The sequence below is a fragment of the Pseudomonas sp. NFPP12 genome, assembly GCF_900103205.1.
Taxonomy (GTDB): Bacteria; Pseudomonadota; Gammaproteobacteria; order Pseudomonadales; family Pseudomonadaceae; genus Aquipseudomonas; species Aquipseudomonas protegens.
In genome coordinates this window covers 79,057-94,353 of record NZ_FMWW01000001.1, presented here as the reverse complement: position 1 = coordinate 94,353, position 15,297 = coordinate 79,057, and the positions used below count along the sequence as shown (strand labels likewise).

The following is a 15,297-nucleotide window of genomic DNA, read 5'->3' as shown; positions in this document are numbered from 1 at the left end:
ATTCTGGCGTCAATCTTTCATTCGCCTCGCTGTCGTTTCCTAGAGCTTTATCCGGGCATTTTCAGCCTGATGAATAATCCTCATTCCCACTATCCATTGGCTGGATAATTACCCGCCGGCTACGCTGCAGCCCATAAAAACAACAACGGGAATCGGGCCGTGCGAGAAACCACCCAGCACTTTCGTCAGCAATACCGAGCGGCGGTCAGTCCGCGCTACAACCCCTGGCTGCATGGTGGCTTTGTCCTGGCCTATGGCCTGCTGTGCATCGGCCTGCTATGCAGCACCCTGAGCCAGGTGCAGCCCCTGGAATGGCTGGCGGTGCCGGTGGCGCTGCTGTTCTTCAACCTGTGCATCTACGTGGTGCACCGCTGGCTGGGGCATCACAAGCAGCGCTTCGCGCGGATGTTCTATGCCCGCCATACCGGCGACCACCACAGCTTCTTCGCCCCCGGGCTGATGGCCTATGAAGGCTACCGGGACTGGCGGGTGATTCTGTTTCCGGCCTGGCTGATCGTGGTGCACAGCCTGCTCTTCGCCCTGCCCCTGTGGGCGCTGCTGCGCCTGTGGAATGGCAACGTGGCGGCGCTGTTCGCCAGTTGCACCCTGCTCGGCTACCTGGCCTACGAGGTGTTCCATGCCTGCGAGCACCTGCCCGCCAATCACCCCCTGGCGCGCCTGCCCTGGGTGCGGCAGATGCGCCGCCTGCACGAACTGCATCACCGCCGCGAGCTGATGCAGGAGCGCAACTTCAATATTGTCCTGCCGCTGATGGACTGGCTGTTCGGTACCCTGCACTGGCAACCGCAAGAGCCGCCAGCCGTCAGTTCCTCCCCTGACGAGGCCACGCCCATGACCCGCATGCAGCACCAGGTCGACATCCCCCGCAGCGCCGCCAGCACCCTGGCCTATGCCGCCAGCTCGCGGCTCTGGCCACAGTGGCACCCCTCCTCGCTCAAGGTCGAGGGCGACGAAGGCCCGCTGTTCGCCGGGCAAGGCTTCGAGGAAGACATCCATGCCGGCGGGCGCAGCGGCCACCTGAGCTGGACGGTCGAGGAGTACCTGCCTGGGCACCGCTGGCGTGCCAGTGCCCGGGGCGATCACGGCCTGCACCTGCAGGTGACCTACGAATGCCAGCCCCTGGGGGCGCAGCACACACGCTTCGTGCGGACCCTGGAGTACGGCTTTGACGACCTGCTGATGCGCCTGGGCAATCAGCTGTTATTCAAGCGACGGATAGAACGGGAATCCGCCGCCTCATTGCTGGCATTGTGCGAGATGGCCCAGCAAGCTATCCCGCTGCCCGCCACCGAGGCCCCCGGCCGCCCGTCCTGAGGCCGCCCCCGACAGGAGTCATTGCATGAATCAGATTGCCCCCCGCCGCTTCAGCGGCCTGCGGATTGTCCTGCTGGTGCTGCTGGCCGTCCTGGCCTTCCTGCTGCTGATGCCGACCAGGGTCCAGCCGGTGGCCTGGAACCCGGCGCCGGCGCCGTCCCTGAGCCAGGGGCCGTTTGCCGAGAACCAGAAGCTCAAGGCCGTGCAGCCGGTGGGCGCCCGGGACATCGACGGCCCCGAAGCCCTGCTGCTGGAACACGAACAACTGCTCAGCGGCCTGCATGACGGCCGGGTGATCCAGAGCAGCCTCGACGGCAGTGCGCTCAAGGTGCTGGTCAATACCGGCGGCCGGCCCCTGGGCCTGGCCCGGCACCCGGACGGGCGCCTGATCATCGCCGATGCCATCAAGGGCCTGCTGGCCCTGGACAGCGAGGGCCAGTTGCAGACCCTGAGCACCGAGGCCAACGGCCTGAAGTTCGGCTTTACCGACGATGTGGCGGTCGATGCCGCGGGGCGCTACGCCTACTTCAGCGACGCCACCAGCCGCTGGGGCTATGGCCATGACGGCGAAGCGGTGATCGAGCACGGCGCCGATGGCCGCCTGCTGCGCTACGACTTCCAGAGCGGCACCACCGAGGTGCTGCTGGACCGCCTGGAGTTCGCCAACGGCATTGCCCTGGGGCCGGACGAGGCCTATGTGCTGGTCAATGAAACCGGCGCCTACCGCATCAGCCGCTACTGGCTCAAGGGTGACAAGGCCGGCAGCCACGACCTGTTCATCGACAACCTGCCGGGGCTGCCGGACAACCTGAGCTTCAATGGCGCCGGGCGTTTCTGGGTGGCCCTGTACGCACCGCGCAACCCGTTGCTCGACGCCACCGCGCCCTACCCCTTCGTGCGCAAGATGCTGGTGCGGGCAATGACGGTATTGCCCAAGCCGGTGGAGAAGCGCGGCTTCGTGCTGGGCCTGGATACCCAGGGCCGGGTGATCGCCAACCTGCAGGATGGCAGCAGCGGCAACTACTCGCCGATCACCACGGTGCGCGAATATGGCGATGCCTTGTACCTGGGGTCGCTGACGGCCAGGCACATGGCCCGGTTGTCGTTGAAGGAGGCGCTGGCGCCTTGAGGGTGGGTGCGTTGCAACTTGGGGTGGGACAGCCCGGCGGGCGTCTGGGCGGCTATGCCGCCCAGCGGGAGCAAGCTCCCTCGCCACAACAAGCTCCTTGCTACTGCGAGCGTCTTTGTTACAGGGGGGTCAGGAACCGGCGGTGAGTTTCCCGGCGATCTCATCCTTGATCAGCAGGCGTTTTTCCTTGAGTTTCTTCAGTTCGTCGTCTGCGGCAGCGGCAGCTTCGGCCTTGAGCACCTGATCGTCGATGCTGGTGTATTTGTCGAACAGCGCATTCAGGTGGGGGTCACTGGCCCGACGCTGTTGAATGTCTTCTTTACTGCAGCTCAGGTCCTGGTAAAGGTCGTGGGTCACCGGCATGGAACACCTCCGTGGTTGATCGGCAGCAAGGGCGTCATCACGCCCCCGCCGGTTATCAGAATGGCCTCGCCGGACCGGGTCTGTCGACCGCCAATCAGACCAGCGGTAACCGTTCGTCGCCACTTTTGCCCTGGATCAACGTCCGCCCAGCGCTTGGGCAAGAAAGGGCGCGGTGCGGCTAGTGCGCTGCTTTGCCACCTGGTGCGGGGTGCCGCAGGCCACCAGGGTGCCGCCCTGGTCGCCGGCACCAGGGCCGATGTCGATCACCCAGTCGGCCTGGGCCACCACGCGCATTTCGTGCTCCACCACCACCAGGCTGTGCCCGGCCGCCACCAGTTTGTCCAGTTGCTCCAGCAGACGGTCCACATCCCGTGGGTGCAGGCCGGTGGTGGGCTCGTCCAGCACGTACAGGGTGGCGCCCCGGGCAGTGCGCTGCAGCTCGGTGGCCAGCTTGATGCGCTGCGCCTCACCGCCGGAGAGCTCGGTGGCCGGCTGGCCCAGGCGCAGGTAATCCAGGCCGATGTCGCGCAGCACTTCCAGGGCACGGCGGATGCCCGGTTGTTCGGCAAACACCGGCAAGGCCTGCTCGACACTCAATTGCAGCACCTGGGCGATGTTCAGGCCCTGCCAGGTCACGGCCAGGGTCTGGGGGTTGTAGCGCGCGCCATGGCAGGTCGGGCACGGGGCGAACACGCTGGGCATGAACAGCAGCTCGACGCTGACAAAGCCCTCGCCCTCGCAGGCCGGGCAACGGCCCTTGGCCACGTTGAAGGAAAACTGCCCGGCGTCGAAGCCCCGCTCCCGGGCCTCGTCGGTGGCGGCGAACAGCTTGCGCACCTGATCGAACAGCCCGGTGTAGGTCGCGAGATTGGAACGCGGGGTACGACCGATGGGTTTCTGGTCCACCTGTACCAGGCGCTTGATCTGCTCCATGCCGGCCACCACCCGCCCGCCGCTGCTGACCGGTGCGTCGTCCGCCAGGTCCAGCTCCGGCGCCTCATCGCTGGCCGAAGCCTTGCCCAGGTGCGCGCCCACCAGTTCCAGCAGGGCCTGGCTCACCAGGCTCGACTTGCCGGAACCGGAAACCCCGGTCACCGCGGTAAAGCAGCCCAGGGGAAACTCGGCGTCCAGCTCCTTGAGGTTGTTGCGGCTGATACCTTCCAGCCGCAGCCAGCCCCGGGGCGGGCGCGGGGTACGCCGGGCCGGGGCCTGCTCGGGAAACAGGTAGGCGCGGGTCTGGGACTGCGCCACCTCGGCCAAGCCGGCCGGCGGGCCGCTGTACAGCACCTGGCCGCCACGCTCTCCCGCCGCCGGGCCCACGTCCACCAGCCAGTCGGCACGGCGCATGGTCTGCACATCGTGCTCCACCACGAACAGCGAGTTGCCGGCGGCCTTGAGCCGCTGCAAGGCCTCGAACAGTGCCTCGGCATCCGCCGGGTGCAGGCCTGCCGAGGGCTCGTCCAGCACATAGATCACCCCGAACAGCTGCGAGCCCAGCTGGGTCGCCAGGCGCAGGCGCTGCAACTCACCGGAAGAGAGGCTCGGCGTGCTGCGCTCCAGGGCCAGGTAGCCCAGCCCCAGGTCGGTCAGGGTGCTGACCCGCTCCAGCAGGTCCTGGGCGATGCGCTGGGCGGCCAGGCGCTTTTCCAGGGACAGGTTCGGCGTATGCCGCACATCCGGCGCGCCACGATGCTCCGGGGCGCCCTGGGCATGGCGCTGCTGACGCGCGGCACGAGTCTGGGCGTGGCTCAGCACCGGATCATCGGCGGGCGCCTGCTCCAGGTAATCTGCCGCCGCCACCGGCCGCAGCACCTCGGCCAGTTGCAGCAGCGGCAGGCGCGCCAGCTCGCCGATATCCAGCCCGGCAAAGGTCACCGCCAGGGCCTCGCGCTTGAGCCGCTTGCCCTCGCACAGCGGGCACGGGCTGCCGCGCATGAATTGCGACACACGCTTTTTCATCAGCGCGCTCTGGGTGTGGGTGAAGGTGTGCAGCACATAGCGCCGGGCACCGCTGAAGGTACCCATGTAGCTGGGTTCCTGCTTGCGCTTGAGGGCTTCGCGGGTCTGTTCCGGGGTCAGCCCGGCGTACACCGGTACTGTGGGGGTTTCTTCGGTGAAGAGGATCCAGTCACGCTGCTTTTTCGGCAGTTGCTGCCAGGGGATGTCGACGTCGTAGCCCAGGGTCACCAGGATGTCCCGCAGGTTCTGTCCCTGCCAGGCCAGGGGCCAGGAGGCCACGGCGCGCTGGCGGATGGTCAGCGAAGGGTCGGGAACCATGCTCGCTTCGTCGACCTCATAGACCCGCCCCAGGCCATGGCATTCCGGGCAGGCGCCCTGGGGCGTGTTCGGCGAAAAGTCCTCGGCATACAGCATCGGCTGCCCCGGCGGGTAGCTACCGGCCCGGGAATAGAGCATGCGCACCAGGCTCGACAAGGTGGTCACGCTGCCCACCGAAGAGCGCGTGCTGGGGGTGCCGCGCTGCTGTTGCAGGGCCACCGCCGGCGGCAGGCCGTCGATGCGGTCGACATCCGGCACCCCCACCTGGTCGATCAGGCGCCGGGCATAGGGCGCCACCGATTCGAAGTAGCGACGCTGGGCCTCGGCATACAGGGTGGAGAACGCCAGGGACGACTTGCCCGACCCCGACACCCCACTGAACACCACCAGCGCATCCCGGGGAATGTCCACGTCGACATTCTTCAGGTTGTGCTCGCGGGCGCCGCGCACCCGGACAAAACCGCTGGCTGGAAAGGACGAAGGGCTCGCCTGGGAAGCATCGGAGGGGCTACGGGAAGCAGTCATGAACCAGCCTTATGTCGAGAACCGCGAACAGTCGAAGCGCGATCATCACACAAGGTCCGAGGCCCGAGGCAAGCCCCGTGGAAGATCGACGCGCGTACCCGGGGTTCGAGCCTCGCCCCCGGCGCAATGTTCCCTGGCGCTTCAGCGACCGTGCTGGCGGCGGGCTTGCTGCTCGGTGCTCAGGCGGGTGTGCTGGAGGTCGTAGCGCAACTCGGCAATCAGCTCCGACAGCGCCCGGGAGCTGGTCAGGCCGCGGGTGGCGATGCCGGTGACCAACAGGTCGACGCGCCCGCTGGCGGGGTCGCAGATGCGCACAGTCATGGCCCCGTCGTGGCCGACGGTGCACTGGCAATGCAGGGGCAGGAAGCTGGTTTCAACGATTCTGCGCAGTTCAAGGGTGGAGATCACGGCGGAGCATCCAAAAAAGGTTGAGAAGAAAAACCGCGCAAGACGACGTTTGTTGTTATGGGATCAGGCGGTCGATGCCCCTGTCCTTGGTCAGCAGAAAAAACGTACAAGTTCATTCAACTTCATGCAGCGTAGAAGTTTGACGCCAGTTTGTCGTCGCTCCCTGGGGATTTTTATGCACTGCTTCACACTTGGCGCCAGGCGCCGCTCAGGCCTCCAGCACCGAACGCACCATGGCGCTCAGGTCTGCAGGCCCATAGGGCTTGCTCAGCAGGTGGGTGTCGGGGCTGAGCTGGTGGTTGCGCGAAATCATGTCGCGGGTGTGCCCCGAGGTGAACAGCACCGCGATCGGCGGTGCCTGGGTCTTGGCCCAGGTGGCCAGGTCCGTGCTCTTGATCAGACCGGGCATCACCACGTCGGTGAAGATCAGATCGACCTTGAGCCCGTCCAGCAGCAGTTGCATGGCAGCGTCACCATTGCTCGCGGTGCGCACCCGGTAGCCCTCGTGTTCGAGCATTTCCACCGCGGCGCTGCGCACCTCGGCGTTGTCCTCCACCACCAGGATGCTTTCCTCGCCACCACCCGCTCGCTGACCCGGGCGCGGCGCCTGCTGCAGCGAAGGTTCGGCACTGCGGGCAAAGTACATCTGCACCCGGGTGCCCTGCCCCGGGCTGCTGAAGATCTCGATATGGCCGCCGCTCTGCTTGACGAAACCGAACACCATGCTCAAGCCCAGGCCCGTGCCATGACCGTCGGCCTTGGTGGTGAAGAAGGGTTCGAAGGCCTGCTTGAGCACCTCGGCGGGCATGCCCGGGCCATCGTCAGCCACACTCAGGCACAGGTACTCGCCGGCAACGATGCCCTTGCCGGCGCAGAAGCGCGAATCCAGCACCTGGTTCTCGGCGCTGATGAGGATCCGCCCCTCGCCGCCCAGGGCATCCCGGGCATTGATCGCCAGGTTGAGCACGGCGTTTTCCAACTGGTTGCGATCCACATGGATGCACCAGGGCTCGGCGGGCAATTGCACGTCGAGGCAAATGGTTTCGCCCAGGGCCCGCTGCAGCAACTCCCCCAGGCCCTCGTACAGGTGCCGCGGGTTGTAGCTGGCCGGTGACAGCGGCTGGCGCCGGGCAAAGGCCAGCAGTTGGTTCGACAGCTTGGCGCCGCGCTCCACCGCCGTCAGCGCGGCGGCCGTGCGCCGCTGCACATTGGCGTTGCCCGCTTCGTGGCGGGACAGCAGATGCAGGTTGCCGGCAATCACCTGCAGCAGGTTGTTGAAATCATGGGCCACGCCGCCGGTCAGGCCGCCAATGGCTTCGAGTTTCTGCACCTGGCGCAGTTGCTCCTCGGCGCTGAGCCGCGCGTTGACCTCCTCCAGCACCCGCTGCTCCAGGTTGCGGGTCAGTTGGCGCAGGGCTTCCTCGGCGATCTTGCGCTCCTGGATATCGATCAGCACCCCGGGGAAACGCAAGGCCTGGCCCGACTCGTCGAACTCGCAACGGCCACAGGCCAGCACCCAGGTGTAGCTGCCGTCCTCGCGGCGCACCCGATATTCGGCGTTGTAGGGCCCGCCCTGGGTCACGCTGTACTGGGCCAGTTCCTTGATGCGCGGCAGGTCATCGGGGTGGATGCGGCTTTCGGTGATATCGATCGGCAGGTTGTCCAGGGGCTGGTCCGCCGGGTAGGAAAAGGTCCGGGCAAATCGCTCGTCGCAAGACAGCACGTCGGCCTGGACGTCCCAGACGAAGGAGCCCAGCAACGCACCGGCATTCAGCGCCAGCTGCACGCGCTCGTTCTCCGCCCGGTAGGCGGCCTCCGCGGCCTGGCGGCGGCGCTCGGAAATCACATGGCCGGTGGTTTCCACGACAATGGCGATGACCCCGGCCGGAGCCTGGTCGTCCCCCGCCACCGGGCTGTAGTAGAGGTCCATCCAGACGTCTTCCGGCACCCCGTTGCGCAGCAGCACCAGTTCCTTGTTGTGATAGGACAGGGTGCCGCCGCTGAGGCAGGTGTTCATTACCCCGCGGTTGAACTCGGCGACCTCCGGCCAGCCCATCTCCACGGCGCAGCCCAGCAGGTAGGGATGGCGGCCGCCGGCGAACTCGGCATAGGCATCGTTGTAGATCATGTAGCCCAGGGGGCCCCAGAGCATCACCATCGGCAGCGGCGAGCCGAGCATCAGCTGCACTGTGCTGCACAGGCTGTGGCTCCAGTGCTGCAACGCCCCGAGGCTGGTGGCGGACCAGTCGAAGGCACGGATGCGCTCGGCCATCTCGCCCTTCCACCCCTGGCACCCGTGATGATCAGATAAGAACGGCATGAACGGACTCTACGAAAAACGTGGCACAGCGTGGGTTTTCAAGAGGCAGCAACGCAGCCTCCAGAGCCTTTGAGCACGGTGCACGCGGATGGTTTCACCAGGGCCTGGATCGGCTTCGCCACTGGTCGGCCATGCCGCCGGGCAACGCCCTTCGCGCGACTGAAAAAACAGAATAGGCGATGGCCCGGGTTCCAGGCGGACGCCGACAGGCGCCGCCTGAAAAAGAGCGGATTGCCCGCTCCCTGCCCCTCAGTCGGTGCCGTATTTCGGCGAACGCGGACCGTACAGCAAGCCGGTGCGTTGCCCGGCCGACAGCAGGCGCTGGCTGGTGATGCCGGCAATCGGATGGCCGGCGTCGGTGCTGGTGTTGATGATCTGCTTCACCGCAGCGGTGATCAGCATGCCCACCAGGCCACCGTTGTTGCCGTTGTTGCCTTCCTCACTGGAGGCGCGGGCGCTGCCGGTCCACAACGTGGTGCCGGTCTTCAGGTCCACCAGGGTGGCGCTGGCGGTGACCACGGTGGCACTGCTGATCAGCATGTAGCTGGTGCCGTATTCCTTGACCGTGATGTACAGGCCGGCATCGGCGCCGAAGATCTCGTTGAGCTTGGCCGGCGCCAGGCCGTGGATGTCCGCCGGGTTGGTCAGGCCGTTGTGGCGGAAGGTTTCATCCACCACCGCGATCGGCATCACGTAGTAACCGGCTTCGGCCAGGGGAAAGGTCACCTGGGACAGCATGCTGTAGGTGGCCTTGATGTCCGGCGATTCATTGAGCGGCGGCAGCACCAGGATCGACTTCGGCCGGGCCTGCTTGTAGGCCGAGTAGTCCACGCTTCTGGGCGCGGCGCAGCCCACCAGCAGGCTCACGGCCAACAGGCCCAGCAGGTTGCGCAGGGTCATCAGGCTCATTGGGCGGCTCCCTTCTTGGCGTTCTTGAGCAGGAAGTCCATGTACGAGGCGGATTCGGGGAACAGCGCCTTCTCGGTATTGAACTGCTGCACCATCTGGTCATCCTTGCCCAGGCTCGCGTAGAGCATGCCCAGGTGGGCGTGGTAGCCCGGCGGCACGGCCTTGCCGGTGGACTTGATCTTCTGCAGGTCGCGCTCCAGGGCCTCGACCTGGGCCTCCCGGGCCTCCTCGCCCTTGAAGTACTCGTAGGTCTGGGTCTGGTAGGTTTCCCACTGGTACAGCGTCTTCGGCCCGCTGCAACCGGCCAGCAGCACACAGCCCAGCAAGGCGCCGGCCATCATTGGCCGCGCCATCATCGTCTTCGACATGCTTGCACTTCTCCCTGTCAGCTGTGTGATCAGCGGCCCGGTTTCCAGGCGCCGGCGTCGATGGCCTCGACCATGCGGTTGACCGCCTCGCGCATGGCCAGGTCGAGGACCTTGCCGTTGAGGGTCGAATCGTAGGCAGCGGTGCCGCCGAAGCCGATCACTTCACGGTTGGACAAGGCGTACTCGCCAGCGCCCTGGGTCGAATAGACCACTTCGGAGGTGCTGATGTTGACGATGTTCAACGCCACCTTGGCGTAGGCCACCTGGGTCTTGCCGCGGCCGAGGATGCCGAACAGCTGGTGGTCGCCGGTTTCCTTGCGACCGAACTCGGTGACATCGCCGGTGACCACGAAGTCCGCGCCCTTGAGCTTCTGCGCCTGGCCCTTGATGGCCGCTTCCTGCTGGATCTCGCCCATGTTGTCGCGGTCCAGCACGCTGAAGCGGTTGGTCTGCTGCAGGTGGGTGATGAGGATGGTCTTGGCCTGGCCGCCGAGGCGGTCGACGCCATCGGAGAAGATTCCGCGCATGTAGCTGGAGCGGTTGTCGAACTTGCCCACGGCCATCGGCACCCGGGCTCCGGTCCATACCTGGCTGGCGCTCTGGACCTTCTCCACCGGCAAGGCCCGGGAGCTTTCCGTGGCGCAACCGCTCATGCCCGCCAGCACCGCCAGTGCTACAGCGGACAACATCAACTTCGAGATCACTCTCACTCTATGTTCCTTCTTGAGTATCCATTTGGGTGCACTGTCTAGATGCACTTGCGCCCTGCCGCACGTCTGCGGCCCCAGTCTGTGCAGGCTCGAAAGTCGTCGGCCGAGCGTTCTGAAACTTGATGCAGGGGGCATCATCGGCGGCGATTATGCCAAAGCGCCATCAGTGCGAAAAGGAATAAAAAACCTTGGCGTCATTCTGTAACCATTGCCACAGACTCGGGGGATAGCAAAGCGGCAGGCCACTGCCGATCCGCGTTTCGTGTAGCCGCTGCCGCAGGCTCGGGCTGCGTTCGGACGAACGGCTTGGACGGCATTGCGACGCAGCAGACGCGGCGGTCTTGAGGACGCTGGGGTTCCGGCGGGAGACCGCCAAGCAAGGCCCTGCGGGCCATTTCGCAGCCTCGCCCGGGCTCGGCAGCGGCGACATCAGCGAAAGTCGCGGCTGCGTACGTGAATGCCATCCAGCAGCGGGCTCAGGTCACTCAGGCGCCCGGCAATCAGGTGGCGCACCTCGCCCTCGGTTTCCAGGGTGCCGTCGACCTTGAGCAACTGCGCGCCCACCAGTACCCGGCGCTGGCGCTCGGCCAGGTCGCGCCAGATCACCACATTGACGTTGCCGAACTCGTCTTCCAGGGTCACGAAGGTCACCCCGCTGGCGGTGCCCGGCCGCTGGCGCCCGGTGACCAGCCCGGCCACGCTCACCGAACGCCCGTGCTCCACCGCCAGCAAGTCGCGCGAGCTGCGGCAGCGCCGGGCCGCAAGCTGCGGGCGCAGCAGCGCCAGGGGGTGCGGCCCGAGGGTGGTGCCCAGGCTGTGGTAATCCGCCTGCAGGTCTTCGCCGACACTGGGCCGGGGCAACGCTACCGGCGCTTCCTCCTGGCTCGGCAGGCCGGCGAACAGCCCCAGCTGTCTTTCCACCCCGGCCACTTCCCAGCGTGCCCGATAACGATCCCCGGCCAGCGCCTGCAAGGCGCCGGCATCGGCCAGCAATTCCTGGGCGCGGACATCCAGGCGGGCCCGCTCGCCCAGGTCGGCGATATCGACAAAGCCCCGTTGCCGGCGGGCACGTTCGATGCGCCGGGCATCGTCCTCGCGAAAGCCCTTGATCATCCGCAGCCCCAGGCGCAGGGCCGGCTGCCCGGGAGGGCCATTTCCAGCGCGTGCAGGCTGGACAGGAGTCGGCTCCAGGCTGCAGTCCCAGTCACTGGCCCCCACATCCACCGCAAGAACCTGCAAACCATGGCGCCGGGCGTCCTGGAGGATCTGGTCGGGGCTGTAGAAGCCCATGGGCCAGCTGTTGATCAGGGCGCAGGCGAAGGCCGCCGGTTCGTGGCACTTGAGCCAGCAACTGGCGTAGGTCAGCAAGGCGAAACTGGCGGCATGGGATTCGGGAAAGCCGTAGCTGCCAAAGCCCTTGATCTGCTCGAAGATCTGCGCCGCGAACTCGTCGCTGTAGCCGTTCTTGCGCATGCCTTTGCGCAGCCGTTCGCGGTGCGGCTCCAGGCCACCGTGGCGCTTCCAGGCGGCCATGGAGCGGCGCAACTGATCGGCCTCGCCCGGGGTGTAGTCGGCGGCGACAATGGCGATCTGCATCACCTGTTCCTGAAACAGCGGCACTCCCAGGGTGCGCTTGAGCACGCCCTCCAGCTCCGGAGACGGATAGGTTTCCGGCTCCTGGCGGTTACGCCGGCGCAGGTAGGGATGGACCATGCCGCCCTGGATCGGCCCGGGCCGGACGATGGCCACCTCGATCACCAGGTCGTAGAAGTTCTGCGGCTTGAGCCGGGGCAGCATCGACATCTGCGCCCGGGATTCGATCTGGAACACGCCAATGGTGTCGGCGCGGCCGATCATTTCATAGGTGGCGGGGTCTTCAGGCGGAATCCTGGCGAGGCTGTAGCGCTGGCCGCGGTAGCCGTGGATCAGGTCGAAGCAACGGCGGATGGCGCTGAGCATGCCCAGGGCGAGGATATCCACCTTGAGCAGGCCGACCATGTCCAGGTCGTCCTTGTCCCACTGGATCACCGTACGCTCGGCCATCGTCGCGTTCTCCACCGGCACCAGGTGGTCCAGGGGCTGCTCGGAAATCACGAAACCGCCGGGGTGCTGGGACAGGTGCCGGGGAAAGCCGATCAACTGCCCGGTCAGGCTCAGGACCCGGCGCAGCACCGGGCTCTGGGGGTCGAACCCGGCCTCCTGCAGGCGCTCGACACTGGGCGGCGTATCACTCCAGTGGCCGCAGCAGTCGGCCAGGGCATTGACCTGATCCGGCGGCAGGCCCAGGGCCTTGGCCACATCCCGTACCGCCCCGGCACCGTGGTAGGTGCTGACCACCGCGGTCAGCGCTGCGCGATGCCGGCCATAGCGCTGGAACACATACTGCAGCACCTCTTCGCGGCGCTCGTGCTCGAAGTCGACGTCGATGTCCGGTGGCTCGTTGCGTTCGCGCGACAGGAAACGCTCGAACAGCAAGGTCGAGCGGTCCGGGTCGATCTCGGTGATGCCGAGGGCGAAACACACCACCGAGTTGGCCGCCGAGCCCCGGCCCTGGCAGAGGATGTGCTGGCGCCGGGCGAAGTCGACGATGTCGTGCACCGTGAGGAAATAACTCTCGTAGCCCAGGTCACAGATCAGCGTGAGCTCCTTGTCGATCTGCTTCAGCACCTCGGCCCGGGCACCAGCGGGCCAGCGGCGCACGATGCCGCGCTGGGTCAGCACCCGCAGCCAGGACCCGGCATCGTGGCCCTCGGGCACCAGCTCCCGGGGGTATTGGTAGCGCAGTTGGCCGAGGTCGAAAGCGCAGCGCCCGGCGATGGCCAGCGACTCGTCGAGCAGGGCCTGCGGGTACAGGCCTTGCAGCACTTCGACGGGCCGCAGGTGGCGCTCGCCGTTGGCGAACAGGCGTTGCCCGGCCTCGGCCACCGGCAGGTGATGGCGGATCGCGGTCATGGTGTCCTGCAGCGCCCGACGCCCGCGCACGTGCATGTGCACATCGCCACAGGCCACGGCTGGCAGCCCCAGTTGCCGGGCCAGGGCCAGTTGCTGTTGCAGGTGCCGGGCATCGTCCTGGCCGCAATGCAGCTCCAGCGCCAGCCACAGGCGCTGGGGGAACACCTGCTGCAACCAGCGGCCCTGGGCCAGCGGCTCGCCGGCGCCCGTCAGCCATAGGGCCAGCAGCCCCGGCAAGGGTTCGGCGAAGTCCTCGCGCAGCAGGCGATAGCTGCCCTTCTCGGCTCGGCGCCGGGCCCGGGTGATCAACCGGCACAGGCCCTGGTAACCCGCCAGGTCTTCCACCAGCAGCACCAGCCGCGGGCCGTCCTCGACCTGCATTTCACTGCCGACGATCAGCTTCAGGCCGCTGTCGCGAGAGGCCTGCCAGGCCCGGACAATCCCCGCCAGGGTGCACTCGTCGGTGATCGCCAGGGCCTGGTAGCCCAGGGCCTTGGCACGCTGGAACAATTCGGCGGCACTGGAGGCGCCGCGCTGGAAGCTGAAGTTGGACAGGCAGTGCAGCTCGGCGTAGGCGTTCATGCGAACCAGCCCTGCAACAGCAACGGCCCGGGCTCGCCCACCTGACGATAGGCCCAGCCTTGCTGGCCGGCGGCGGTTTCGATCAGGTAGTAGTCGCGGCGCACATCGGCACCGTCCCACCAGCCGGACTCGATCCGCTCCGGGCCCATGAGGATGCGCACCGAGCCCTCGCCCAGCACCCGGGGCTCGGTGAACAGCCAGCCGGGGCGGCGCAGCCCGGGGGTGGCCGGGCACGGGCGCGAATCGGTCTGCGCCTGCCAACTGCGCTCCGGGCGGTGATCGGCGCGATGCCCCAGGCCCTGCACCGCGTCATCCCCCAGGCGCGCCCGCAGGCGTTCGCGCAACTGCTCCCAGGGCAGGTTCTGCTGCGGGCGCTCGTCGAACAGCTCGCTGTGCCGGGGCACGAACAGCGGCAGGTCCTCGGCCACCAGCCGCAGGTTGCGCACCGGCGCCGGCACCTGGATCTGTTCCAGGCGCCCGCGGGCCAGTTCGAACAGCATCGCCGGGTCGCGCTCGGCGCTGAGCAGCCCCACCGGAATCAGGGTGTCGGCGCCTTCGGCGTGCTCCAGGTGCAGGGCAAAGCGCTGTACGCCACTGTCGCGACCACAGAGAAAGGCCGCCAGATCCGCGGTGAGCCGGCGCAGGGGAAACAGCAGCGCTTGATGGGACTGCACATCGAAATTCAGCTCGATGCGCAGGTCGAAGCGGTCCGGCGGCTGATAGAAGGCCAGCCCCAGCGGGCGCTCGCCGAGCAGGGTATCCAGGTGCTTGAGCAAGCTGCCGTCAAAACGCCGGGCCAGGCTGGGCCGGGGCAGCTCCCGCAGTTGCTGGAAGCTGCGCACCCCCATGCGCGACAGGGCCGTGGCCTGCTCCGGGGCCAGCCCCAGGCGCTCGATGGGCATGGCCCCCAGGGCCTGGGCCAGGGCCTCGCAGTCGGCCACCGCCAAGCCGTCATAGGCATTGGCCAGGACCCGGGCAGCCGCCGGATTGGGCGCGGCGACGATCCGGTGGCGAAAGCCCAGGGCCTGCAATTCACGGCGCAGGCGCGCTTCCAACTGCGGCCAGGGGCCGAACAGGCCCAGGCTGGATTCGATCTCCAGCACCAGGGTGCGCGGGTAGGCGACGCTGACCTGGGAGCTGAAGCCATAGGCCCAGGCCGCAAGAAACTGCTGCCAGTGCTCGATCTGCCGGGGGTCGTATTCGGCGCTGGCAAAGGCCTTGGTCAGGGCCTGGGCGGCGGTCAGCGATTGCCCGGGGCGCAGGCCCAGTTCGCGAGCGGCGGCGTTCACCGCCTGGATCACCCGGCGCTGCGGGGTGCCACTGAGCAGCGCCAGGGGCGCCTCGGGCTCGGCGCGCTGACGCAAGACTGCGTCCAGCGCCAATTGCGGGAACAGGATGCACACCCAACGCATGCCAACC

General features: G+C 67.1%; 11 protein-coding genes. 2 read left to right on the top strand and 9 right to left on the bottom strand.

Annotation, left to right across the window (positions count from 1 at the left end; genetic code table 11):
- Positions 1–159 precede the first annotated feature (159 nt).
- Positions 160–1,335, top strand: coding sequence for an SRPBCC family protein (locus BLS75_RS00445; protein ID WP_072449926.1), 1,176 nt, complete (start codon positions 160–162; stop codon positions 1,333–1,335).
- A 25-nt stretch (positions 1,336–1,360) separates the two neighbouring features.
- Entirely contained in the window at positions 1,361–2,464 is a 1,104-nt protein-coding gene (locus BLS75_RS00440) for an SMP-30/gluconolactonase/LRE family protein (RefSeq protein WP_072449925.1), read from the top strand.
- Between the two features lie 129 nt (positions 2,465–2,593).
- On the opposite strand, the gene BLS75_RS00435 is transcribed toward BLS75_RS00440, so the two are convergent.
- The 9 genes from BLS75_RS00435 to BLS75_RS00395 all read right to left on the bottom strand — a co-directional run bounded on the left by BLS75_RS00435 (position 2,594) and on the right by BLS75_RS00395 (position 15,290).
- Positions 2,594–2,827 (bottom strand): DUF465 domain-containing protein, encoded by a 234-nt coding sequence (locus BLS75_RS00435; protein WP_015636110.1) that lies wholly within the window; start codon positions 2,825–2,827, stop codon positions 2,594–2,596.
- A gap of 135 nt (positions 2,828–2,962) precedes the next feature.
- Positions 2,963–5,629, bottom strand: a complete 2,667-nt coding sequence (locus BLS75_RS00430) for an ATP-binding cassette domain-containing protein (RefSeq protein ID WP_065363320.1) — start codon at positions 5,627–5,629, stop codon at positions 2,963–2,965.
- A 141-nt stretch (positions 5,630–5,770) separates the two neighbouring features.
- Positions 5,771–6,037 carry a DUF1652 domain-containing protein gene (locus tag BLS75_RS00425; RefSeq protein ID WP_011061967.1) on the bottom strand — a complete coding sequence of 89 codons (267 nt, stop codon included), beginning with the start codon at positions 6,035–6,037 and terminating at the stop codon, positions 5,771–5,773.
- A 208-nt stretch (positions 6,038–6,245) separates the two neighbouring features.
- On the bottom strand, positions 6,246–8,357 hold the full coding sequence (locus tag BLS75_RS00420; protein ID WP_072449924.1) for a hybrid sensor histidine kinase/response regulator: 2,112 nt from the start codon (positions 8,355–8,357) through the stop codon (positions 6,246–6,248).
- Between the two features lie 249 nt (positions 8,358–8,606).
- Complete coding sequence (locus BLS75_RS00415) at positions 8,607–9,266, bottom strand: DUF799 domain-containing protein (protein WP_015636113.1); 660 nt, start codon at positions 9,264–9,266, stop codon at positions 8,607–8,609.
- Positions 9,263–9,634 carry a DUF4810 domain-containing protein gene (locus BLS75_RS00410; protein WP_072449923.1) on the bottom strand — a complete coding sequence of 124 codons (372 nt, stop codon included), beginning with the start codon at positions 9,632–9,634 and terminating at the stop codon, positions 9,263–9,265. The genes BLS75_RS00415 and BLS75_RS00410 overlap by 4 nt, the downstream gene beginning before the upstream one ends.
- A gap of 29 nt (positions 9,635–9,663) precedes the next feature.
- On the bottom strand, positions 9,664–10,323 hold the full coding sequence (locus BLS75_RS00405; protein WP_015636114.1) for a CsgG/HfaB family protein: 660 nt from the start codon (positions 10,321–10,323) through the stop codon (positions 9,664–9,666).
- Positions 10,324–10,773: 450 nt separating this feature from the next.
- The gene (locus BLS75_RS00400) at positions 10,774–13,878 is read right to left on the bottom strand and encodes an error-prone DNA polymerase (protein WP_072449922.1); all 3,105 of its coding nucleotides are present in this window, start codon (positions 13,876–13,878) and stop codon (positions 10,774–10,776) included.
- A complete protein-coding gene (locus BLS75_RS00395) occupies positions 13,875–15,290 on the bottom strand; it encodes a Y-family DNA polymerase (protein ID WP_072449921.1) in 1,416 nt (471 codons plus the stop codon). The genes BLS75_RS00400 and BLS75_RS00395 overlap by 4 nt, the downstream gene beginning before the upstream one ends.
- Positions 15,291–15,297 lie beyond the last annotated feature (7 nt).

Bases quoted from the DNA above. Each gene is read 5' to 3' on its own strand.
- BLS75_RS00395 (WP_072449921.1), bottom strand. From the start codon at position 15,290: ATGCGTTGGGTGTGCATCCTGTTCCCGCAATTGGCGCTGGACGCAGTC.
- BLS75_RS00420 (WP_072449924.1), bottom strand. From the start codon at position 8,357: ATGCCGTTCTTATCTGATCATCACGGGTGCCAGGGGTGGAAGGGCGAG.
- BLS75_RS00440 (WP_072449925.1), top strand. From the start codon at position 1,361: ATGAATCAGATTGCCCCCCGCCGCTTCAGCGGCCTGCGGATTGTCCTG.
- BLS75_RS00435 (WP_015636110.1), bottom strand. From the start codon at position 2,827: ATGCCGGTGACCCACGACCTTTACCAGGACCTGAGCTGCAGTAAAGAA.
- BLS75_RS00415 (WP_015636113.1), bottom strand. From the start codon at position 9,266: ATGAGCCTGATGACCCTGCGCAACCTGCTGGGCCTGTTGGCCGTGAGC.
- BLS75_RS00410 (WP_072449923.1), bottom strand. From the start codon at position 9,634: ATGTCGAAGACGATGATGGCGCGGCCAATGATGGCCGGCGCCTTGCTG.
- BLS75_RS00400 (WP_072449922.1), bottom strand. From the start codon at position 13,878: ATGAACGCCTACGCCGAGCTGCACTGCCTGTCCAACTTCAGCTTCCAG.
- BLS75_RS00430 (WP_065363320.1), bottom strand. From the start codon at position 5,629: ATGACTGCTTCCCGTAGCCCCTCCGATGCTTCCCAGGCGAGCCCTTCG.
- BLS75_RS00405 (WP_015636114.1), bottom strand. From the start codon at position 10,323: ATGTTGTCCGCTGTAGCACTGGCGGTGCTGGCGGGCATGAGCGGTTGC.